Genomic DNA, 23295 nt, shown 5'->3' with positions numbered 1-23295 from the left:
AAGCCGGTTTTCGCAAATGGTTTATGCAAATAGAAGGCCTGCAAATGGGGTGGAGGAAAAATTGTCATTCAGGTGGGGTTGGCCCAGATCGTGAATTCCATCTGCATGTGTTTCCATCGCAAAGGTGACACATATCTATGAGCCGTACTTGTTGGCGTTGTTGAAAGGGTAAACCATGCAGGTGATCATTGGGGTCAACGCGTATCACGCCGATGCTTCGGCGTGTATTGTGGTGGATGGTCAACTTGTTGCCGCTGTGGAAGAAGAGCGCTTTCGCCGGATTAAGCATTGGGCAGGGTTTCCCGAAATGTCGATCCGCCACTGTCTTAAGGTGGCAGAGCTTAGCTTGGCCGATGTCGATGTGGTGGCGGTGAATACCGATCCTAAAGCCAACCTTGGGCGTAAGTTGGCGTTTGCACTGTCAAAATTTCCAACCCCTGCACTGATCCTGGATCGCATGCGTAGTGCCAAAAAACGGGGAGGGGTGGCCGATGAACTGGCCAAACTGTTTCCGGATACTCCATTTAAAGGGGAGCTGGTACAGGTTGAGCACCACCGTGCCCACTTGGCATCCGCGTTTTTGGTTTCTCCCTATGAAAAAGCGGTGGCACTGTCGGTGGATGGTTTTGGGGATTTCAGCTCCACGGCATGGGGACTTGGGCAAGGTTCTGCATTAAGTATGGATGGTGCCATCCACTTTCCGCACTCCCTGGGGATCTTCTATCAGATGATGACCCAATATTTGGGTTTTTCAGGGTATGGGGATGAGTACAAAGTGATGGGGCTGGCCCCGTATGGTGAACCCCGTTATGTCGAGCGTATGGAGCAGATTGTTCGTTTACGGCCCCAAGGGCGTTTTGCGCTGGAGATGAAGTACTTTAAACACCATAAGATCCGTTCTGTGTTTAAGTGGGATGGAGGGTACCCAGACGTTGCCAGTCTGTTCAATGCCCAAGCGCTTGAACCTCTGCTGGGTCCACCCCGTCATAAAGATGCCCCGCTCAGTCCGTACCATAAAGATCTGGCACGCTCGATTCAGGCGATGTATGAAAAAGCGCTTTTTCATATGCTTAACCATCTGCATGCCCACTATGGTGTTGATGATCTGACCCTGGCCGGTGGGTGCGCCATGAACTCTGTGGCCAATGGTAAGATCACCCGGAATACACCGTTTAAACGGGTTTATATTCAGTCAGCTGCTGGGGATGCGGGCGGGGCTGTTGGGGCTGCTGCAGCCCTATGGGCAGAACGTAACCCACAGCACGGGCGCCGTGTGGCCATGCCCCACGCCTACTGGGGACCCCAATATGATGATACAGAAATTGCACAACTTTTAACCGCACGGCAAGAGGAGATCCTGGCCCAAGGCTGTACCATCCGGCAGATAAGCAATGAGGATGAGCGGTTGAGCTTAACCGCAGAGAAAATTGCCCAGGGTGAGGTGATCGGGTGGTTCCAGGGGGGGATGGAGTGGGGGCCGCGGGCGTTGGGGAACCGCTCTATTCTTTGTGATCCAAGGCGGTCAGATATGAAAGAGATCCTTAATCTAAAAATTAAGCGTCGAGAGTCCTTCCGCCCCTTTGCCCCGGCCATTTTACGAGAGGCGGTGTGTGATTGGTTTGAGCTGGAAGATGATGTGCCCTTTATGATGAAGGTCTTTCCCATCCGTGAAGAGAAGCGGGCGGAGATCCCCGCCGTCACCCATGTGGATGGTTCTGGCCGTTTGCAGACGGTAGAAGAGGGGTATAACCCCTTATATTACCGATTAATTAAAAAATTTGGCAGCATGACAGGTGTGCCGATTTTGCTGAACACCTCTTTTAATGAGAACGAACCGGTGGTCTGTCAGCCTGAAGAGGCCTTGAACTGTTATCTACGCACCAAAATGGATTGTTTGGTCATGGGCTCTTGGGTGGTCACTCGGGATGGGCGTCAGTCGTGATCGCCCTATTGGCAGCAGCCATAACCACGCTGCTTCTGTTGGAACTACTGCGTCGTGTCGCGGTTCCTATGGAGTTGGTGGATCATCCTGATACCAAGCGTAAGTTCCATGATGTGGCGACCCCGGTGGTGGGTGGGTTGGCCATTTTTTGTGGGTGGGCCGCAGGGTGGTGGATGCTGATTGATGGACCCATACCCAGAGCAGAAGCTGCGCTCTTTATCGGTATGGGTGTGTTAGCACTGATGGGGGTGATGGATGACCGCTATGACCTGAGTGTGCGTTTTCGTTTAACCGCCCAGGTGGTTGTGGCTTTAATGCTCGACCTGTGGGGTGGGGTGGGGTTGGACCATTTTGGCGATCTGTTTGGGCTGGGCGTCATTGAACTGGCTCCCTTTGGTACCCTGTTTACGGTGATCTGTGTGGTCGGGGTGATCAATGCCTTGAATATGATTGATGGCATGGACGGTGTCTGTGGCTCTGTCACCTTGGCGGCGATGGTGGTTATGGCGCTGCTCTGTCAACTTTCCGGCTACACCCAGGTGGGGGCGCTGGCTTGGCTGTTCGTCGCCTGCTTGGTGCCTTTTTTGCTGTTTAATCTGCGGGTTCCTGGGCGCCCACGGGCCAAACTCTTTTTGGGGGATGCCGGTAGCATGGTGCTGGGGTATGCCCTGGCTTGGTTTGCCATGGTGATCACACAGGCACCCAGTTCAACCACCTCACCCGCTGTGGTGCTTTGGGTGGTGTTGATCCCACTTTTTGACCTGTTTGGCTCTGTCTTCCGCCGTGCGCTAGATGGCTCTGGCCCGTTGGATGGTGACCGCCGACACTTACACCACCTTATGGCTGCCATGGGGGTACCTGTCGCTTGGGTGGCACCCCTGATGGCAGGTGTGGGGATTTTGGCAGGTGGTATGGCGATTCTCTACACTTATTTGGAGATGTTAGGGCCCTTTCCTTTTTTTCTTATCGTTCTTTTGTTCTTGTTTTATCTACGCTTCATACGCCGTTTTTGGAGGCGCCATTCTTTGTGAACCTTGCTAAGGTATGATCCTTGCGAATGTGACCCATGCACACCCTTTGGCATGGTCGGCAAGGAGGCTGACACCGTTGGGCGAGGCACCATAAGGAAAATGGCGGACTTTCCAAGGAAGGAAGAAGCATGAAGGGGTTTTCCTCTCTGTTCACGGGTACCGGTTTTCGGCGCTCCCTAATCTTACTCACCTCATTTGTGGGGTTGATGGCGGCACTGTTGCTGCGGCCAGAACTGTGGGAAGAAACAACGGCACCTGCACAGATTGCCAATGCCTATTTTACCGAGCACCTAAGCAGCGCCAAAACGCTGTTGTTCCCTTCTGATCAAGACAATTTGCGGGAAACTGCCCCACAAGGTGATGGCTACTTTGTCATGGACGTCGCCATGAACAGCCAAGGTTTGCACCACTTGGAAGTTGAGGTGCGTAACCAACGTGGTGAGAAGTTGAATGCCCTGGTCTACGATGCCGTACCCTCTGTGCAGGATGGCTTTGTGCATACCATCGTGGGTAAAATTGGTTCGGATAAAGGGGCCCGCACGGTACATTTATACGACCGCCTCTCAGGATCTGACCGTACCCCCATTGGGGTCTTCAATGTTTTGACACCCAAAAATGCTCGTGGTAAAGAAGAGCCCACCCTGAGCGTGAAAAACCTCAGCCCCGAAGCGTTGGTTGAGAGTGCCGCTGTCTTACGTTCCATCGATGCCGCTCAGAGTAAAAAGCGCCATGGTGAAAATGGTGAGACCGTCAGTGGTAGTATGGCATCGGATGTATTGATGAGCGCCATGCGTCTGGTGGAGCAGGTCACAGGTCTGGAAACCGCCAATGCGGGTGACTACACGGGTGAAGATACCCTCTGCTGGTTGCCGATCTCTCCCCGTTTGGCCAGTCGTGAAAATATCAAAGATCGCTTTCCTCACTTCAATATTCCGCTTAAGTTGGATGACCGCACCTTCCGTCTGGATGGGGTCGGTCCATACACCAGCTGGTTGCAGGCCCGTATGGCTGCACGGCAACTGACCCCAGGTGGTGAGAGCCAGGTGTTGTGTATTCATGGTGATGGCAAGTTCCAAATGCCGGAGCGTACCGCCAACACAGCCTTTATCAGCAGCGGACAGGGTTCCTACTGGTATTTGATCTCTGCCACCGCATCCTCTCGCCAGCTTTCACGCATTCAAGGCGTTTTGGATACCATCGGTACCCCTTTCAATATCTATGAAGTACCGGTCACCGATAAGCGTGCCGCCTTTGTATTGATGGGTCCTTTTGGTGCACAAAAAGAGGCACAAGAGCAGGTTCAGGTTGCTCGGGAACATCTGGGCTCAACAGGGATCTGGTTGCATGGTGGTCCTTCCCGTGTGGCCCAAAAGAAGATTAAGCCTCCCATGGTTGCTCAGGTTGAAAGTGTTCAGGAAATCACCATCCCCATACCGCTCTCAGCCGAAGATCCAATGGCCAAGTTTATGGCTTTGTTGGGGCGTTATGCGGATGAAGAGACCGCCAAACGGTTGGTAAGCAGTCTGAAAAAGCAGGGTATTCCTGCCCGTCTGAAGCAGGATGTTTCCGGGTCGGCTTATCAAGTTTATATGGGGCCTTATGCCAGTTGGCTGGGTGCCCGTATGGGGCTGCGTGAAGCACGCTATCGCATGGGTTTAGAGGGCGGGGAAGTTACCCAGTGGGAACGTCCTGATGGGTTGTCCCAGGGGCGTTTTGCTAAGGTTGCACAAATCATAGAAGAACCAGAGCAGGAGAGCATGCTGGAACTGCAACCTCAGGATGGCTAAGGCGTATTGATCGGCCTGCTGTTGGTCCTGTGTGCTGTCGGTGCATGATCCTTTGAACAGCCGCATTGTAAAAAACCAACCTCTACTCAAGCTCTGGTTGACAGGAGTACGGTAGCAGGGGGGATAAATCGGGGAGTAAACATCCATGAGCGTATATCGCACCGCTCTGGCCTGTCGGTTAAAAGATCCGTTTCGCTGGTTTATGCTGGCGTTGGTGTTGGTGATGTTGCCCATAAAAAGTATGGCACAAGAGCAGCCTGCTTTTATTACCAATGCCTATTTTGCAGATAAGCTGGAAGTTAAGGATGATCTGGTCAAACCCAATACACTGGTGAGTGTGCTGCCCGCACAAAACCCCGGTATGGTGGGTTATTTTGTTATGGATGTCCTGCTTGCCCAAAAAGGCAAGCATATGTTTGAAATTGATATTGTGGATGGCAACCGGCGTAAAGTCGCCGATATGGCCTATGACCCCGTTCAGGCTATGGATACCGAGCATATCTATACGGTGGTTGGTTCGGTGGCGGGCTCTTTTCCGCCTGGTTGGCTCTACTTTAAAGTCTATGACCGCTTTAATGGCGGTCCGCGTATTCATATCAGTACATTCTCCATCATGGCGCAGTTAAGCCGTGGTGCATCTGCCGCCGTGGCCAGTGCACCTGCCGCACCCGCCAAGCCTAAGCGTGTTGCTACGACCAAACCCAGTCAAGCTCCTGTTCAATCGACGGTAGCTGCTGTGGTCCCCAAGCCAGCCAAGGTCACGCCAACAGTGACGATGCCTGTAGCAGCGCCTAAAGCCGACCCTATCGAGCGTGCGGTGGCTTCTCAGGCTGCCAGTGGTCAGTATGTACGCATTGGTGCAGAGCCTTTTGGGCATGAAAAAGCTCAAGCGATCAAGCAGCAGGTTTCCGATTTGGGATTGCCGGTTAGTCTGGAGGCGGTGAGCCGGGGTTATCAGGTGCTGTCTGGCCCTTATAGCCGTAATGAGGCTGCTGAGTTTGCCCGACGCTTTATTGAAGAGCAGACCGGTTTGCCCAGTCGGATCAAGCGTGATGGTGAAAACATCCAACAGGTTCAACCCAAAAAGCACCAACCTGCAGTGGTCGCCAAAGAGGATTCTTTAGGGGTTTTTGCCCCCAAAACGCCGGTTAAAACCAACGGTCCACGCTACATGGTTGCCTTGGGCTCTTTTGGTAACCAGGACAATGCCAAACGGTTGGAAAAAAACCTGGCCAAACGGCGCTTTGCCGTCTCAACCGAGCAGGTAAAGAGTAAAGGGCGTACCTATATCCGTGTATTTGTAGGGCCTTATGCCGACCGTCAACAGGCTAAGCAGTCGATGCAGACGATCTTGGCGCAGTTTAAAATTTCGGGGGTCATCCAGCGTTGGAACACGAAGCGGATCTCCCGTTTAACCCAGGTTGCTCCAGCCTCTGCACCCGTTGTAAGCAAGCCTGTCGCGGTTAAAAAAATGCCGCAGCCCAAGCCGGTTGCTCCGGTCGATAAACCCACCGTGTCGGCACCGGTTAAAGCGGCTAAGGCGTCGAAGTCAGCGCGCCGTTATGCGGTACAGGTGGTCTCTTACCGGGATCAGCCCTCGGCCAAGCGGATGGAAAAGCGGTTAATGGCGTTGGGTTTGCCCGCTTATCAAAATCTCTCCCAAGCCAGAGGGCGTCAGCTCATCCGCTTGTTTGTTGGGCCCTATCAAAGCCGAGCAAAAGCTGAGGCGGTACAAGGGGTGATTAAGGATGAGATCGGTGTGGCTGGAAGTGTGATTCGTCACACGGCTTCTGCCACACCCGTTGTGAGCAAGCCTGCGCGTGCCGCGGTACAACCTAAGACCAACAGTTGGCAGGCGGCCATTAAGTCGGCTACGCCACCAGCACCTAAGGCGGCAGCTCAACCGAAAAATTTTGCACAGGCCATTCAAGAAACCGGTGAGACCCCCATTTTTAGCGATACCGGGCGTCAAGACTATACGGTATATGCAGGGTTTTTCTCCAACCAGGGCAATGCAACCCGGCTACGTGAACGGATTGAGTCACAAAGCTTCCCAGCTTTCCAGCGTCAGGTTCTGGTGCGTGGCAAAACCATGAACAGTGTCTGCGCCGGACCTTTTACAACCCGCGGTAAAGCGGAGCAGGTTGCCAAAATCTTAAAGCAGGATATGGGGATTCATCGCCCCATTATTCGGGATGCCTCATTCTCCGGTCGGGGTGGTCTTGGCTGTGGGCCAGGGCGTAGTCGCTAAGTAACTGCGTCCATATTTCAGATCCTCTCTTTTCAATTCATCCTTATCTTCCCATGGGGGATAAGGGTGAATTGAAGGGTCATCTATCCTTCACATAGCTGCCATCCATGCATCTTGTGCGTGGTCTATTCTCGTGGTCAACACAGGGGAATAGGCCGTTAACGCAGAGATTGGATGTGACCCATGGATACAATTCTTCTTGCCAGCCATGATCAGCGCGCCTTCCAGCGCCTAAAGAGTGCATGTCAGGATCAAGGGTATGAACTGGTGGGGGCTTGCCATGTTCTGGATGTCATCCATCATGCCCAATTAGGGACTGTTGGTGCCCTTATTATTGATCTGCGCTTACCGGATATGTTGGGTTGGGGTATGTTGCGCAGTGTGCGTGCCAGCGGTATCTCTTTACCCATTATCACTTTGGTGGGTGCTGACCCTGGTTTTGACCGGAATTTGCTCTTTTCCATGGCATGTCAAGCTGGCGCGGATATGGCTGTGCAGGCGCACACCCAGAGTCAGCAGTTGGCAACCTGGGTGGTGGATGCCATACATGCCCAGGGTGATGGGGCGGATGCTGAAGGGCACTCGGCTTTGGATGTGACCCATAACAGACTAAACCCTTTGGTGTATGAGTGTGTTCGTAAGCCCGCTAAAGTGATGGCCAAGGTCTGAAACATGTGTGTGGATCGTAAGAAAGCCCTTCCCAAAGAAGGGCTTTTTTCTTATGGGGTGAGGATGCGCTGTAGATGGTTTGTCAGGGGCGTGCTTGCGGATAAAAACTGCCACTGTATACCAAGCCAGTATATAGGCAGTTCACTCCACTGAGGTTGTAGCTTAACGGCATCTTTTTCAGTGCAGACCAATGCTGTTGCGCCCTGCTGCTTGGCTTGGCGGCTTAGCGGTGACAGGGTTTGTGCATTAAAAGGGTGATGATCCGGGAAGGGGTGTTGCCCAGCCATGGGTATATCCAGGTGGTGCAGGGTATGCCAAAAGCTTTCGGGGCGGCCGATGCCTGTAAAAGCCATGACCGGCCCCTTGGGGGGGGGGATCTCCTGGCCATGCAGGTCATGCCATTGAGAGGGAACATGGTTTGCCCGTAAAACCGGTGTGTCTGGGCTAAGAAAAGGGCGGATGGTCTGTTCCGCGGCTTGGGCCTGCTGGGGATTGTCTGCGCGGGTGATGATGATGACATGCGCCTGCTTAAGGGCGGCAGGGGGTTCCCGTAAGACACCACCTGGCAGTAGCTGCCCATTACCCAAGGGGTGCTGAGCATCCATCAAGACCACATCCAGATCACGTTTGACCTTCAAATGCTGAAATGCATCATCCAATAAAATACAGTCACACCATTGATGGGAGAGCGCCTGTTCAATGACTTGTTGGCGTTTGGCGCCAGTCATGACAGGAATCCCCGGGAGTGCGCGTGCCAGAAGGTAGGGTTCATCGGCGGCTAAGGGGGGCGTGGTCAGCACTTGGTGTGGGTCAGAGACGACGGTGACGGGCTCGGTGCTCTGTTGACCATATCCCCGGCTGACAATGACACACTTGACCCCTTGGGCCTGTAGCCACTGGGCAAGCCAGCGTATGAGCGGGGTCTTGCCTGTTCCCCCTGTGGTCAGGTTACCGACACTGATCACAGGGCAGGGGGGGGTGTAGGCGGCAGATTGACCTTGGGTGTAGTTTTGTCGGCGTTGCTGCATATACCAGCCATAGCCGCGACCCAGCAGGCCTAGCAGAGCGAGCAGCCGCTGCTGAAGTATCCCATGGGGGGCTTGTTGGCCATGAAGGAGCGGCAGTAACGGTTGAAACAGCTTCATGATCGCGTCCCCGTTGTGGTGCCAGGGTAGATCTGTTCAATTTGTGCCAGGGTGCGCTGCAAAGCGCCGGTGTTGCTCTCGACCACGCTTTTTGCCGCTTGCCCCATGTGGTGTTGATGGTCGGGGTTACTCAGCAAGCGATGCCAGCCTTGCTCGAGGGTGGGTTGATCGGCCACGCGGATGGCGGCCTTGGCCTCTTCCAATTGCTGGGCAATGTGTCTGAAATTAAAGGTGTGGGGTCCGTAAAGAGTAGGGATGCCGCAAGCGGATGGCTCCAGCATGTTTTGCCCACCCCTAGGGATTAAGCTGCCCCCCATAAAAACCCCTTGGCATAGGGGATAGAGCCGGGTTAACCAGCCGATGGTATCCACCAACAAAACAGACTGCTGCCAGGGGGCCTGGTTCTGGGTCAGTGCTTGGTAGCTTAGCTGGCTGCTCTCAATGAGCTTGCGCACTTCAGAGGCCCGTTCAGGATGGCGTGGCGCAAGGATCAATCGCAGATCCGGGTACTGTTGGCGCAGGTTGATAAAGGCATCCAGCACCAGACGCTCCTCCCCGGGGTGGGTGCTGGCCGCCATAATGATCGGTGCGGCGGTGTTGATCTCTCCTAAGCAGGCCTCTCTTTGGGCCATCTCTTCTTCCGAAGGGGTGCGCAACGCTTGATCATATTTAAGGTTCCCCGTTGTACTTACCCGTTGGCTCTCCCCCCCAATGGCCTGCATGCGCTGAGCGTCCAGTTCAGACTGCATGGCCATATGGGTAACCGGGGCCAAAAAGGGACGCATGGCCCAGCGTGCCTTGTGGTAGCTCTTAAACGATTGGGGAGAGAGACGGCCATTTACCACCACAATCGGGCAGTGGTTCTGGTGTAAGGCGCGGAAAAAATTGGGCCATAGCTCGGTTTCCATCACAATACAGAGCTTGGGTTTGAGTACTTTGATCACCCGGTTGATGCAAAAGGGAAAATCCAAGGGAAGGTAGAGGTGGTGGTGGACGTGGGGCATTTTCTCCAACACCACTTGCCGGCCTGTTTTGGTCACGGTGGAAACCACCAGGAGATGATCGGGATAGCGCTGGGCCAGTTGAGCGCTTAGATCCCGAGCGGCCATGGCTTCCCCTACAGAGACAGCATGCAGCCACACAACCGGCTTTTTTAGGGCCTGTTGAAGTAATAGGGGGTCCAAAAAGCCCAGTCTTTGGTGTATGGTTCCCCGATATTTGGGCGTGGTCCAATAACGATAGAGTAAAAAGGGCAAAACCAAGAGGCCCAGCAGTGCCAACAGCAGGGTATAGATCAGATACAGCACAGTTTGGATCCCGGTTTTTAATGGCAAATGGAGTGGGTTTAACCCAACGGAAACCCAATTGTGAGACAAAGTCTAAAGGCTTTCAAGTTTGGTGAGGATTTTGCAGTGAGGAAATGGGCTGCAACTGTCGTATGTGAACCTATATCTGTTACATACAGATGCACTTTGATTGATAGGGCTGTATAGCCAAGTGTGTTATGTTAGCGACAATGGGCCAAGCTTGGGTTGGGCCAGTGATGCAGCTTTGTTTGTTTATATGCAGAATGCTAGATCTGATTGAAGGATCCGTTTGATGAGCAATGCTCGTTGGTTCAATATTTGGGTGTGGGGCTTGGTGCTGCTTTTAAGTGGTTGTCAATCCTTGGGTTTTCCTGCAAAAGATGCAGATAAGAAAACCACTGAAAAGCCCGGCTCCATTTTGCAGCAAGCCCATAGGGCGTTGGCTTTAGAGTCTAATGATATGGCCCGCCAGCGCAGTGAGCTGGTGCGGGATATGAAGGTTATTAGTTCCGGTATGACAGCTGGACGGGATATTCATAAAGTGTTGACCAAAGAAGGTCAGCATATGGATAACCGTCTTCAGCAGATTCAGCGGGATTTGGAAATTACCCGTCGTGCCCCACCCCCCCCCCTGCCTGTGCCCCCGGTGTATAACCCTCTGGATGATCTGAAAGTTAGTCTAGAGATGGATAAAGAGGATGTGCGGCATATCCTCAAAGCCCTGGCCAAAATGACGCGGATGAATCTGCTCATTGAGCCACGGGTGCTGGAGGAGCCCCCGGTTATTACCGTCTCCTTCCGTGAGCTGCCGGCTTCTCAGGTGTTTAGGGAAATTTTGCGCCTATCTGACCTTTATGGCCATATCGATGGGAATATTTTGCGTGTTCAAATGTTCCAGGAGATGACCTACCCCTTGGAATTTTTGGAAACCAACTATTCATCCAACTTTTCGGTTGGGGGGGATGTGCTCGGGAGTGCCGGTGGCGGTAGTGCGGGTTCAGGTAAGCTCACGGGTGCTTACCGTGTGACGGGACAGTCCGGGGCCATTACCAACCCCTATGGTGCCATTGAGCCGGTCATTCAAAACCTGCTGAACAGCAACGATACCAAAGGCCAAACCTATACACTTAACCGTATGACCGGCACCTTGCACATGAAGGCCCGCCCTTCGGTTATTCGGACAGCAACCAAGTTGGTGGATCAGTTTAAAGAGGTTATTGGCCGTCAGGTCTTAATTGAAACCCGCGTGATGGAGATCTCGCTGAGTGAGACCTACCGTGCGGGGGTGGATTGGTGGGCTTTTAAAGGAAGTATCGCCAGCATGGTCGGGCAGAGCGGTACATACACGGGTGAGATTGGCAGCGGCAACAGCTTGCGTGGTGGTACTTTTAACCTGGCGGATGTGACCTTTCCTGCCACATCGACCGCAGCGTCAGGGCTGGGGGTGGTCATTTCTGGTTCCAGCGGTGCGGCCATTGTTGATCTGTTAAAGCAGTTTGGTGATGTGCAGGTGCTCTCCAACCCCACCATTCGTGCGCGCCATGGTCAGCCCTCCATGATCAGTGTCGGTACCAGCAATACCTATGTCTCTGAGACTGAGGTCACCACCACCGGTACGGGGACCAGCGCAACCACTGAGACCGATGTGACCGTAAATACCGTCTTTGATGGTTTGATGATTGGTGTAACCCCTTTCATCAAAGAGGATGGCAAAATCATTATGACGGTTCATCCTATTAAAAGTGATGTAACTGCCTCTAGCCTGGACTTGGTCACGGTGGGTACCGCAAACCAGGTCGCCTTGCCTGAGGTAGAGCTTAAGGAGATGAGTACCATCCTGGAGACCCGTTCGGGTGATCTGGTCTTTTTGGGTGGCTTGATTGATAAAGAGAAGAGCGCAACCAAAACCGGTGTGCCTGTTCTGGGGGATATCCCCGTGCTGGGCCGGCTCTTTTCTACGGACTCCAGCAGTGACCAGACGCGTGAGATGATTATCATGATGCGCGTTACCGTGCTGTGAGCAGGCCGGAGCCTACCCCATGAGCGTGATTTACAAAGCGATGCGCAACCTGCAGCGTAAAAAAGCAGAGGATGAGGTCTCTCCTTCTGCGGCAGATGCTGCCCCAGAGGTGGTTGCGGAATCGGAGAGTGAAGAGAAGGTCAGTCTGCTTAAGCGGCTTAACAAGCGCCAGTGGATTATGCTGGGCGCTGGGCTGGTTATTCTGTCGGGGCTGGGTGGTTGGATTGGCTTGACCTATATGGAAGGGGTGAAAGAGGATCAAATTGCCCTGCAAAAACGCCAACAAGCCCAACAACAAAGGGCCCGCCGCGCTGCTGAGGATGCGACCACAGAGTCGTTAGGGGATCTTAAGCTTGAAGATGTTATCTCACTGTTCAGTAAGGATGGTGGGGTACCGGTTATGGATCAAATTGCTTTGCTCCAAGCCGCTAAAGCGCAATTGATTGTGGCATCGGAAAAGGCGCAAGTTCCAGGCAAAAAGGCAGAGGCAAAAGACAAACTGCCCGATGCTCTGGAGGCTTTTCTCTCCTTTGATCAGATCCTTGAAGATGCAAAAAAGAAAAAGGCTGAGAACCTTGCGGCCATTGCCTCTGGTAAACCCGGTCAAATGCCGGCGATGACAGAGTCCAATACGGCACCCCTCTCCCTGGATCAGTTGGAGTTTGTGCGCCAGCTAACCCTTGATCTGAACCATGCGATACAGAAAAACCGTAGCAAGCAGGTTAAAAAGCTGTTGGCCAAACTGCGTCAATCCCGTGGTACAGAACACCCCATTGTTTTAAAAATGGAAGCATATTGGCATTTGAAAAATCGCCAGTATAGCAAGGCAGCCAAACGTCTATATAAGGTGCTGTATACGCAGCCATTGGATCGTGATGCCCGCTTGAACCTTGTCATTACACAAATGCACCTGGGACAGTGGCGCGAGGCCAAACGTGGCTTGCGTGACCTGCGAGAAGATTTTCCTGACGATGTACAAATTGCTCAATTAATGAAACGCTATACGGAATGATGGCCTCTGCCCCCCCTACCGATCCTGTACCCGCTTCTCAAAACCGTGGTGTTGCCTATGGTGAACTCTACCTGGAGTTCCTGGGGCTGACTAGACCACCTTTTCCGGTGGTGCCCGATGCCGAGAATTTTTACCTGCCTTCGCGCCTGGATGCCCTCATTGCTGAGATCACCCACGGTATTTTGACCCGCAAAGGTTTTATGGTCATTACTGGCGAGGTCGGGTGCGGTAAAACCACCATTACCCGCCGTATTCTCCATACCTTGGAAAATCACCCGGTTGAGAGCGCGCTGATCATCAACACCTTCTATCAGGGTGTTGAGTTGATCGAAGAGATCTGCCATGACTTTGGTATCCCTTTGGATGACGATGGCGGGCTGGGTAACCGGCTTAAACAGCTCAACCTATTTTTGATTGAAAAGCACCAGCAGGGGCAGATCTGCACCATTATTTTTGATGATGCGCAAAACCTCTCCCATGAGAGCCTTGAGCTAATTCGCATGATCTCCAATTTGGAGACCGAGCATGAAAAATTGGTGCAAATTCTCTTGGTGGGGCAGAGCGAGCTGACCGACCGGTTGGATGAACACGCCATGCGGCAGCTTAAGAGCCGGATTGTCATCCATGGCCAAGTGACCCCCTTTAACCCGGAAGAGATGAAGCAGTATATCCACTTTCGTCTGAACAGGGCGGGGTCTGGTGGGGTTATTGCCATTACAGAGCAGGGGTACCGGCAGCTTTTTAACTGGACCGGTGGTAACCCTCGTCTCATTAATAAATTGATGGACCGCTGCCTTTACGGTCTGTTTGCCGACAATACCACCCGTATTGAGGCTGCGCTGGTTGATGGTGTTGCTTCTGAAGTGGGGTTGACGGAACAGTGGGGAGCACCACCAGAAGTTCATAAACCGCATCCTCAAACCCAGCTTTTAATACGCTATATGCTCTCTGGTGTGGTGGGGGGGGCTTTGGTGGTTGGCGGGCTCTATCTGGCGGGGCTGTTGGGGAGCGGGTCGGTTCAAACCGCAAAGGGTGACCAAGTGGTTACCATGGTGGCGGATGCCCCTAAGCCTGTGGTCAAAGCTGAGCCTGTGGTCCCCCCAGCACCAGCTTCTGAGCCGCAGCGTGTGCCCCTACAAACCACAGCAGCCGCTTCTCAGCCGGTCTCTCCCCCTCAGCCGATTAAGCGAGAGAAGGATAGTGTCCAAGCTGAGAGCTTGCAGTTCTATGCTGCGGTACACCACTTTTTAAGTGATAAGGGTTTGCAGCGTCACACCAAGGCTTATATGCAGGCCTTGCGTGAAGGTTGGTTGGAAACCCTGGCCCACCGGATATGGACCGAAGAGCAGTACCGTCTGGTCCGTTTACCTGTGGTCAGTAAAGAGGTGCGTCAAGAGTACCTTCTTCTCAAATATAATGATCCGACACGGGGTGAGGAGTTCCACCTGTTTTGGAAACCGAGCCGGTGGTTGGATCCCAAACAGGTGGGGCCGCGTAATGAGACCTCCGCCCGTTTTCAGCGTATGTTGGCTTTAACACCGTTCTACAGTGGTCTGCCCGATGGCATGATTGGCCCTGGTACACTGGCCGCGGTTAAGGCTTTTCAGCGTGCCTTTGATCTGCACGAAAGTGGCCAGCCCGATGCCGCGACACAGTTTGTGCTGGAGCATTATGTCCGTAAACAGATGGTGTTGGCCGAGCGTTTAAAACAGCGTAAGCAGGCGCTGGAAGCCAAGCAGGCACGTGAGCAAAGGGCTGCGGCGTCGTATACTGATCAAGCCACTGCCCATACGGTGAGTAACCAGACCAATACGACCCCGGTGGTGGATAAACGTAGTAAAGAGCAGCCTAGAGCCTTGGCTGAGGGCATGCGTTATGCGGTACAGGTCGCCACCTTCCAAACCGTGAGACCCGCAAGCAAATTGGCACAGATGCTCCGTGGTCATGGTTTAAGTGCCTATGTGCAAAAACTCCCTGCGGCCAACGGTGGCTCTTGGCATGTGGTCCGTTTGGGGCCTTGGGGGGAGGGGCGTTTGGCGGTTATGGCACGAGATCGCGTCAAGAAGCAGTTTAAGCTCTCTGCCATTATTGTTCAGGTTAAAGCGGTAAACCCTACGCCTGAAGTGGCGATTGATGGAGGGGGTAGCCAGATGGTTAATGGGGGAGAGCAGCGATGAATGATGCACCGCGTAAAAAACCCATAGGTATGCTCCTTCAGGAGAAGGGGCTGATCTCGGATGCACATATTGAACTGGCTTTGCAGGACCAGAAGATCACCAAAGAGCGTGTGGGTGAGATTTTGGAACGGCTGGGCTTTGTCTCTCAATACGACGTTGCCACCACCATCTCTGAACAGGAAGATCGGCCTTACCTGGATATTAATGCGGTTCGGCCTGCCGAAGAGAGTTTGCGTTTGTTCAACCGCAATATCTGTGAGCAGAACGACTTTTTGCCCATGCGTCATGATAGTATTGAAGGGGCCATTGAGTGCGTAACGGCCGCAGATGATGTGGTGGCGCTGGATAAGTTGATTACCCGCCATACGGGATTAAAGCCCTTTTTCTACCAAGGGGAAAAAGGCAAAATCCGTAATGCCGTACAGTACTATTACTACTTTTTGGAAAACCCCGTTGAAAAACTGCTTGAACGGGAGATCCAGCTGCTGGGTATGGATAAGGATGATGTCCGTAATCTGGATAACTTCATCAGCCATCTGTTCCAGTTAGCGGTTAAAACCCGTGCTTCTGACGTCCATATACGACCCATGGACCGGGCGATTAATATCGCCTTCCGTATCGATGGTGTGTTGCGCCCCATGTTCTCACTGCCCTCCAGCATGAAACGGGTCGTTACCACGTTGAAAATGCGGGCGGATATGGATATTGCTGAACAGCGTTTGCCCCAGGATGGTAGTTTTGGTGAGACCATTCTAACCAACCACTACGATTTTCGTGTCTCCACCACCGTTTGTCCCTATGGGGAGAATATGGTGTTGCGTCTGTTGCCCGCTAAGAGTGATTTTATGGGCCTGCCGCAGTTGGGCTTTGAGCCGGATGATATTGAGCTGGTTCGGCAGATCTTTAACGAACCCTTTGGGATTGTTTTGCTTACAGGTCCCACCGGTTCGGGTAAAACCACCACGCTCTATGCCGCGGTACGTGCGCTTAACCTGACAGAAAAGAATGTGATGACGGTGGAAAACCCCATCGAATACCGCATTCCTTTGATGCGTCAAACCCAGATTAACGTCAAGGCGGGTTACACCTTCTCCAGTGCTGTGCGTCACTTTTTGCGGCATGATCCTGACGTGATCCTGGTCGGTGAGATCCGCGATAAAGAGACCGCAGAGACCGCGGTATCCGCCTCGGAAACAGGTCACTTGGTGCTCTCTACCCTGCACACCAATACCGCGTTTGGTGCGTTGCCGCGTTTGCGCTCTTTGGGTATTGCGCCCTTTATGTTGGCCGACTCCCTCGTGGGGGTGGTGAGTCAGCGCTTGGTCCGTAAAATCTGCCCCAACTGTAAAGAGGCCTATACCCCCAGTCAGGAAGAGCTGGATTATCTAAAGCTTGAAGGGGTGGATACACTTTACCGGGGGGTGGGGTGTGAAACCTGCTTTGGTACGGGCTTTCATGGTCGTACGCTGGTTTATGAGGTGCTGCGCTCTTTCCCTGAACTGGCGGTTGAAATTGGTAAGGATGCCACCCTGGATACCATGCGCCGTATTGCGGTGGATCATGGGTATCGTGAAATTGCCACCTGTGCCCATGCGAAGATGATTCGGGGGGATGTCTCGTTCTCTGAAGTGGTTCGGGTTCTGGGTTATTAAGGGGTGCCTGTTAGGGCGCTCTAACGATGGGGTAATGGTATGGGCTACTTTTACTACAAGTACTTAAGCAAGGATGGTCCCATTGAGGGTGGCTTTGTTGATCTGCCCTACGACAACCCCATTTCAGCGACGACCTATCTGGAGCAGCAGGGCCACACCGTCATTGTTGTTAAACAGTTAAGCAATGCGGTGGGGGCTATTGTTGGCCTGTTGGTGCACACCTTTGAAAAAGAGGTCACCATGGAGGTCCTGGCGGAGGCCCTGACCAACATGGCGGTTATGCTCAAAGCTGGTATTCCGCTTATTGCCTGTCTTAAAGATACCCTGGCCGACCACGATAACCCCACCTTAGCCAAAGTTGGACAGCAATTGGTCATGCGGGTAGAGGCGGGCTCCAACCTGACCGAAGCGCTGGCGGCTTTTCCCCGCTATTTTCCTGAAACACTGGTGTTTCTTGTTCGTTTGGGGGAGGAGACCGGTAGCCTGGACCAAACCGTACGAGATGCAGCAGCGCATACCCAAAAAATGGATAAGATCCGGCGTGATACCAAAAGCGCCATGACCTACCCAACCTTTATGTTTATCGCCATTTTTGGGGCCATGTTCTTCTGGATCTATCTGGTAGTTCCCCCCATGGCCAATATGTTTAAACAGTTCCAGTTGGATCTACCGGCCTTTACCCAGTGGGTTATTGCAGGTTCGGTCTGGGTTAAAGCCAATATTGGCCTGCTCTTTGGGACCATTTTTGGGGTGGTCGGTTCGATCGTGGCGTTGGTCAAGTCCAGCTCTAAAGTGCGGGTGTTAATTCAAAAGGTACTGATGCACACCCCGATCTTTAAGGTCATTATTGTCGCCTTTAACTTAGCCTTTATCACCCAGTACATGAGTATGATGTTGCGTGCAGGTGTGGATGTTATGCGTACTCTGCAGGTGTTGAAAGAGGCGATCCCCAACGAGGTCTACCGGAACTATCTGGATCAGGTGCAGGAGAACCTCGTATCCGGTATTGGTTTGCGGGAGTCTTTTGAGAAGGTGGGTATTTTCCCCAGCTTTGTGGTGCGGATGATCGGTGTGGGTGAACAGTCTGGTACCTTAAGTGAACAGCTTGAGTTTATTGCAGAAGATTACCGGGTTAAGCTTGAGGAACTGGTGAGTAACATTGGTAAACTGGTGGAGCCTATTGCCATTGTGGTGGGGGGGGGCATGTTTATCGCCCTGGCTATGGCACTCTTTGCTCCGCTCTACACATTGATTAAAAATATCTAACCTCCCTTCGCGGTAACTTGTCGTCCGTGGCGCAAAGAAGGCCGGTTGGGGGTATGCCTTAAGCTCGGGCATGGATGCATGGGGTTGGCGTCTTGTGTGCTCTGTGTGACCGGTAAACCCGCCGACGCGAACGCGCCTTTTGTTCTCCGGCCGTTTCAACCACCAAGCCCGCCGATGCGGACAGACTTCTGTTCGACCACACGGCTTCACACCACCAAGCCCGCCGATGCTGATCAACCCGGTGGTTTCAAACCACCAAGCCCGCTGATGCGTACAGACTTCTGTTTGCCCGGTGGTTTCTGACGAGAAGTCTGACTGTACGGACAGGCATGTATCCTGCTCGATAGCTTTGGGCCACCAAGCCCGCTGATGCTGATCAACCCAGCCGTTTCAACCACCAAGCCCGCCGATGCGGACAGACTTCTGTTTGACCATGTGGCTTCACACCACCAAGCCCGCCGATGCTGATCAACCCGGTGGTTTCAAACCACCAAGCCCGCCGATGCGGACAGACTTCTGTTTGACCATGTGGCTTCACACCACCAAGCCCGCCGATGCGGACAGACTTCTGTTTACCCGGTGGTTTCTGACGAGAAGTCTGACTGTACGGACATGCATGTATCCTGCTCGATAGCTTCACACCACCAAGCCCGCCGATGCGGACAGACTTCTGTTCGACCACACGGCTTCACACCACCAAGCCCGCCGATGCGGACAGACTTCTGTTCGACCATACGGCTTCACACCACCAAGCCCGTCGATGCGACCGCCCTTTGTGTTTGACCACGCGGCTTTAAACCATCAAGCCCGTCTAAACGATGATGCTTTTGGGGGCTACCCGGTGGTTTTGGGCCGTCACACCTGACCATGCTTCTGTTCTACCGAGTGGCTTCGCGCTAACAAGCCAGTCGTCGTCAACATGCGTTTTGTTCCAACCTTTGGCTTGCCGCTAAGCCTGCCGACGGGAACGTACTTTGACACCTGTTTGAATCACCCTTGTTTGATATTGCCCCTTATGGTTTGAAGAGGCACGACTGTTCACTTGGCTTGGTACACGTTAGGGGCTTGGGGGGGGAAACTGGCCATGAAGGGGAGGGTGCGTGCGGTTTAGCGGGCTTTGCGGCGAACTCAGATATCAAGAGGGCTGTTGTGTCTCAGCATGGTCTGATGCGGTATGCTCTGGGGGGATCGGTCACTAGGTGCGGGTAAAAAAAGAGGGGCCATAAAAAAGAGCGTCAGCACAAGCTGACGCTCTTTTTAACGATCAGTAACCGCTTTGCTCGCTTACTGCTGCATTTTATAGTAGCAGGTTGCCAAGTTGGCTGCGGCGTTGACCTGCTCTTCAGCCACTAGGGCGTTGGCTGTACCACCATCGACACCGGCGGTATCGCAGCGGAATACACCGCCAGCTACATTCACAATGCCGTCAATGGAGGCTTCAAAGACCGACAGAAGCACAGGGTCCAAGCCCTGAAGGCGCATTAAGTTACCCACCAGACCGTTGGCTGTGCCATCCTGAATGTTTAGAAAGTCAATGATCAGTGTCTGAGGAATACCCTGAGGATCATAATAAAGGTACTCGTTCTCGTTGCCTGCACCACGACCGCTGGGGACACGAATACCGGCATTTTGGAAGAAGGTTGGTACAGCGCCCGCATTATCATCTGCAATCAATGAAATGCCGGTTGGGGCAATCAATACGTCGCCAGGAACAACGCCTGTGCGCTCATAATACTGGTTGTAGGCTTGAGCCCACTGGCCGACAAACTTGTTGGTGATCTTACGGTATTCTGCATTACGCTGCAGATCTTTACCAATGGATACGGCACCAAGAATCAAGCCGATTACCACCAAAACGATGGCCATTTCCATAAGCGTAAAACCGGATTGTTTCCGCTCTTCATATTTCTTAATAAAACTTAACATGGTGCGTGCTCCTGTGCAGCTGCTATAAACGGGCAAATAAACTGGTTTGGATTTCAGTTCCCATGATCACCACTTAACGCAAGTTAAGAAGGAAGTCTGGTGTTCATGTGCCTTATTTGTATCGTCCAACCCCAGCGTCGAGTTTAGCGTTTCACTGCTTTGTGTCAAGATAAGAGTGAAAAGTTGCGTATTTTTACTCATGAAGGCATAAGGCTTTAGGTCTATTTGTTGCAAAAGCCGTAGATGTCATCTTGTCAGGTCTGACAAGGTGTTGAAACTGTGTGGGAGATGGCGTCAAAAAAAGGTTATTCCAACTCAAAGGTGGCATCACTGCAGGTGGGGGTCTATCATGCTCTCATGGCTTCGGCTGTTGGTTGGTGTCGTATGGGTCGTTGTGATCTTTGACGGTAAAGGGCCATTCTAAGTTAGGGCTGTGTTATGTTGTTGATATTAAGGCTTGTTATTCTTACTTTGGCGGTGGTTGGGGCGGGGCTTTTGCCCTTTGTGCTCAGTGGTACCATGGATATGTATACCCAATATACCAAAGCTGAAAAAGCCAGGGATTTGGTCAAACGTAAGCGTGAACACTACAAGCAATATCTCAGAAATGTAAAAACCTACCAAGCTTTCCAGGATCGTGTCAGCTCGTTTGTGCAGATCGCGCAGGATATTGGAATTGATCGCGGGGATTGGGTGCGCTACGAGGTGGATGTTCAAGAACGGATGGTGGATGTTTCTCAAATGGGCTTTTTGTTGGAGAACGCGCGCAACGGGGGGCATTTTTATTATGATCCCAGTAAATTTGAAATTCTATCGAGTGAACACCCTGTGATGAAAGAAAAGATGGAATCCGCAAGCAGCGAGGAGGCCGGTCCCGCTGGCAGTCAGGTCATGGTTACTTTGAAGGGCACCTATTTGGTGTATCAGCAAAATGAGTAATAAACTGATTCTAGAGGTCGATGGTCAGCGCGTCATGCTGGCTCCTAAAAAGGCTCAGGATATTGCCGACGTTAACGAAGTGGATGGTGATCGTTGGCTGATCTCTGACTTCAACGGTTCGGTTCCCCGTCTGATGATGGTGGATGCCCAGATCAAATATGCTGAAATTAAACTTCAACGTAAGCTTCAGGAGATGGGGGAAGGGGATGAAAACAGCCGCATCCTAACCCATTGGAAGAAAAAACGTGGTGAGAGTAGTACCGAGATTCTATTTAGTGTGGTCCCTGGCGATATCATGGCTGTGCATGACGATCTGGCCTATGAAAGTCGCGATGTCCACCTGAACTTCTCATTTAATGCCCTGCTGTTTGCGGCATTAAACAAATATGGCAGTAAACAAAATGTGGTGGTGATGTTTGAACATGACCGCCATGTAGACTATATGGTGGGTAAGAAGGATCGCATCCTCGGTGCAGGGCGTATGTCCTCCTTCGCCGCAACCAGTGAAGCCAAAATGGCCCTGGCAGAGACCATCTCTGAAGAGCTGAAAATTTTAGAAAAACAGAGCCACCAAAAAGTTGAGCGTGTTGTTCACTTTGGGTTCTTCCGCTCAGAACCTGGGGAAGAGGGGGCTGGGCAAACCACCCGGCAGACATCATCAACCGGGTTTGGCCAAACCGCGGCTGCTGGGGATGATAAAACCAGTTGGGTTGGTGATGAGACCGAACTGGTGGATGCGGGTGCCGATACCTCCTGGGTGATCAAGCTGGCGGAGTTTATGGAAGCCTCCACCGACGTGCTCTCGCCGGCCCGCTTTGCCATGGAAGATGGCAGCTTTTTGGTCACCTCTATCCCAAAGGTTACATCTTTGCTGGCTTCGTGGGATGCCGCCAACAAAGAGTTGGACATTGCCAGCTATATCGGTGTTCGGGTTTCTCCTTGGTTAACCGCTGCGGTCTGGCTGTTGGTTGTTGGCGGGCTGTTCGGCCAAACTTGGTTGGAGCGCAACGTCACATTTATGAAGGCGGAAACCCGTAAGATTGAGTCGAGCTTGGGGCAGGATGAAAAGGTTAAAGAGATCACCGAAGGCCAAAAGGATGTGGTGCTCTTTTCTGAACAGCTCAGTAAGCTCAGTCAGATCTATGATGCCAAACGCATTATCGCCGATCTTTCCCTTGCCCGTGCAGACCGGAATATTCAAATACTACGCTTGCTGATCTCCCATGAAAATCAGACCCCCTCGGTGGTGATTGAAGGGCGGGTGAATAACTCTTTCTCCGTTGCCAGTAAGGACCATGAGAAGTTTTTGAACACCTTACGCTCCAAAGGGTACAAGGTTGAAAAAAGCCAGTTGGATACAGATATTTTGCAGCTGAGCTTTAAGGTCACCTTAAGCCGAAAGGCTGAGTCATGAAAACCAAACTTCTGGGCTTGGCCGCATCCTTGGTTCTGGTATTGGGCATTGCCTATAGTGGCTACGACTTCTACACCATTCAGCAACGTCCGGGTGGGTTGTTTGCCAAGAACTATTTTACGGGCAAAAGCAAGTCGGTATCCAAGCGGGATAAATATGGCATTGTGCCCAAGCCGGATAAAACCTTGGATGATCTGCGCCAGCGCAACGAGCCAAAGCTTAAGCAGCTCAGGACACCCCAAGGGCGTGAGAGTGGCCGGGTAAATATGATCATGCTGGGGTTCTCTCAGGACTCGATCCGCATGAGCCAGGATAGCATGAAAGCGCTGACGGAGGATTTTCGTAAGCGTATTATCTCTATGACCTTTATCACTGGCGATGAGCGTTTTGCGGTCATTGATGGCCAGCTCTATAAAGAGGGTGATGAGATCGCCAATGGTGCGAAGATCCGTACGGTACGGGCAGATAAAGTGCTGATTGCCGGACGTGAAATTTTACAATGGGTGGAGGTGCATAACCCCATTGAGATCAAAAAAAAGGTCAGACAGCAACAAGAGATTATACCATCCGTACCTGACCCTGCCAAAGCAGAGGCAGCCGCACCGGCAGCACCGGCTGCAAGCGGTGCTGCGGCTTCCTCAGGCAATATTTTGGAGTCTCTGAAAATGATTCAGAATTATAAGGGTATGTTAAATAACATGTAAGTGTGCCGATGCACTGGTAGGATAAAAAAGGGGCTGCTTAAACAAGCAGCCCC

At 52.5% G+C, this 23295-nt stretch carries 16 protein-coding genes; 13 read left to right on the top strand and 3 right to left on the bottom strand.

Features of this window, described 5'->3' with window-relative positions; translation table 11 throughout:
• Window positions 1-175 precede the first annotated feature (175 nt).
• The 5 genes from V5T57_RS10725 to V5T57_RS10705 all read left to right on the top strand — a co-directional run bounded on the left by V5T57_RS10725 (window position 176) and on the right by V5T57_RS10705 (window position 7680).
• On the top strand, window positions 176-1942 hold the full coding sequence (locus tag V5T57_RS10725) for a carbamoyltransferase family protein (protein WP_332891212.1): 1767 nt from the start codon (window positions 176-178) through the stop codon (window positions 1940-1942).
• On the top strand, window positions 1939-2973 hold the full coding sequence (locus tag V5T57_RS10720; RefSeq protein ID WP_332891211.1) for an MraY family glycosyltransferase: 1035 nt from the start codon (window positions 1939-1941) through the stop codon (window positions 2971-2973). The genes V5T57_RS10725 and V5T57_RS10720 overlap by 4 nt, the downstream gene beginning before the upstream one ends.
• Before the next feature lie 128 nt (window positions 2974-3101).
• On the top strand, window positions 3102-4760 hold the full coding sequence (locus tag V5T57_RS10715; protein ID WP_332891210.1) for an SPOR domain-containing protein: 1659 nt from the start codon (window positions 3102-3104) through the stop codon (window positions 4758-4760).
• A 145-nt stretch (window positions 4761-4905) separates the two neighbouring features.
• Window positions 4906-7011: an SPOR domain-containing protein gene (locus V5T57_RS10710; RefSeq protein ID WP_332891209.1), complete on the top strand. Its 2106-nt coding sequence runs from the start codon at window positions 4906-4908 to the stop codon at window positions 7009-7011.
• A 183-nt stretch (window positions 7012-7194) separates the two neighbouring features.
• Entirely contained in the window at window positions 7195-7680 is a 486-nt protein-coding gene (locus tag V5T57_RS10705; RefSeq protein ID WP_332891208.1) for a response regulator, read from the top strand.
• Window positions 7681-7730: 50 nt separating this feature from the next.
• Here V5T57_RS10705 and lpxK read toward each other — a convergent pair whose 3' ends face one another.
• Both lpxK and V5T57_RS10695 read right to left on the bottom strand, forming a co-directional pair.
• Complete coding sequence (gene lpxK, locus V5T57_RS10700; protein ID WP_332891207.1) at window positions 7731-8825, bottom strand: tetraacyldisaccharide 4'-kinase; 1095 nt, start codon at window positions 8823-8825, stop codon at window positions 7731-7733.
• Window positions 8822-10132, bottom strand: coding sequence for a 3-deoxy-D-manno-octulosonic acid transferase (locus tag V5T57_RS10695; RefSeq protein WP_332891206.1), 1311 nt, complete (start codon window positions 10130-10132; stop codon window positions 8822-8824). The genes lpxK and V5T57_RS10695 overlap by 4 nt, the downstream gene beginning before the upstream one ends.
• Window positions 10133-10424: 292 nt before the next feature.
• Here V5T57_RS10695 and mshL point away from each other — a divergent pair, with 292 nt between their 5' ends.
• From mshL to V5T57_RS10670, 5 genes are read left to right on the top strand one after another with little or no spacing between them, the layout of a single operon-like run.
• Entirely contained in the window at window positions 10425-12152 is a 1728-nt protein-coding gene (gene mshL, locus V5T57_RS10690) for a pilus (MSHA type) biogenesis protein MshL (RefSeq protein ID WP_332891205.1), read from the top strand.
• 19 nt (window positions 12153-12171) lie between these two features.
• The gene (locus V5T57_RS10685; RefSeq protein WP_332891204.1) at window positions 12172-13164 is read left to right on the top strand and encodes a tetratricopeptide repeat protein; all 993 of its coding nucleotides are present in this window, start codon (window positions 12172-12174) and stop codon (window positions 13162-13164) included.
• Window positions 13161-15341, top strand: a complete 2181-nt coding sequence (locus V5T57_RS10680) for an AAA family ATPase (protein WP_332891203.1) — start codon at window positions 13161-13163, stop codon at window positions 15339-15341. The genes V5T57_RS10685 and V5T57_RS10680 overlap by 4 nt, the downstream gene beginning before the upstream one ends.
• Window positions 15338-16993: a GspE/PulE family protein gene (locus V5T57_RS10675; RefSeq protein ID WP_332891202.1), complete on the top strand. Its 1656-nt coding sequence runs from the start codon at window positions 15338-15340 to the stop codon at window positions 16991-16993. The genes V5T57_RS10680 and V5T57_RS10675 overlap by 4 nt, the downstream gene beginning before the upstream one ends.
• Window positions 16994-17032: 39 nt before the next feature.
• Window positions 17033-18259, top strand: a complete 1227-nt coding sequence (locus tag V5T57_RS10670) for a type II secretion system F family protein (protein WP_332891201.1) — start codon at window positions 17033-17035, stop codon at window positions 18257-18259.
• Window positions 18260-19543: 1284 nt separating this feature from the next.
• Here V5T57_RS10670 and V5T57_RS10665 read toward each other — a convergent pair.
• Window positions 19544-20185 (bottom strand): prepilin-type N-terminal cleavage/methylation domain-containing protein, encoded by a 642-nt coding sequence (locus V5T57_RS10665; RefSeq protein ID WP_332891200.1) that lies wholly within the window; start codon window positions 20183-20185, stop codon window positions 19544-19546.
• Window positions 20186-20623: 438 nt separating this feature from the next.
• On the opposite strand from V5T57_RS10665, the gene V5T57_RS10660 reads away from it, so the two are divergent.
• From V5T57_RS10660 to V5T57_RS10650, 3 genes are read left to right on the top strand one after another with little or no spacing between them, the layout of a single operon-like run.
• Complete coding sequence (locus tag V5T57_RS10660; RefSeq protein WP_332891199.1) at window positions 20624-21124, top strand: hypothetical protein; 501 nt, start codon at window positions 20624-20626, stop codon at window positions 21122-21124.
• The gene (locus V5T57_RS10655; RefSeq protein ID WP_332891198.1) at window positions 21117-22538 is read left to right on the top strand and encodes a hypothetical protein; all 1422 of its coding nucleotides are present in this window, start codon (window positions 21117-21119) and stop codon (window positions 22536-22538) included. The genes V5T57_RS10660 and V5T57_RS10655 overlap by 8 nt, the downstream gene beginning before the upstream one ends.
• Entirely contained in the window at window positions 22535-23242 is a 708-nt protein-coding gene (locus V5T57_RS10650) for a hypothetical protein (protein WP_332891197.1), read from the top strand. The genes V5T57_RS10655 and V5T57_RS10650 overlap by 4 nt, the downstream gene beginning before the upstream one ends.
• The last annotated feature ends 53 nt before the right edge of the window (window positions 23243-23295 follow it).

The organism is Magnetococcus sp. PR-3 (genome assembly GCF_036689865.1).
Classification (GTDB): domain Bacteria; phylum Pseudomonadota; class Magnetococcia; order Magnetococcales; family Magnetococcaceae; genus Magnetococcus.
Note: the sequence above shows the minus strand (reverse complement) of the source record. Positions and strands in the feature narration are given on the sequence as shown.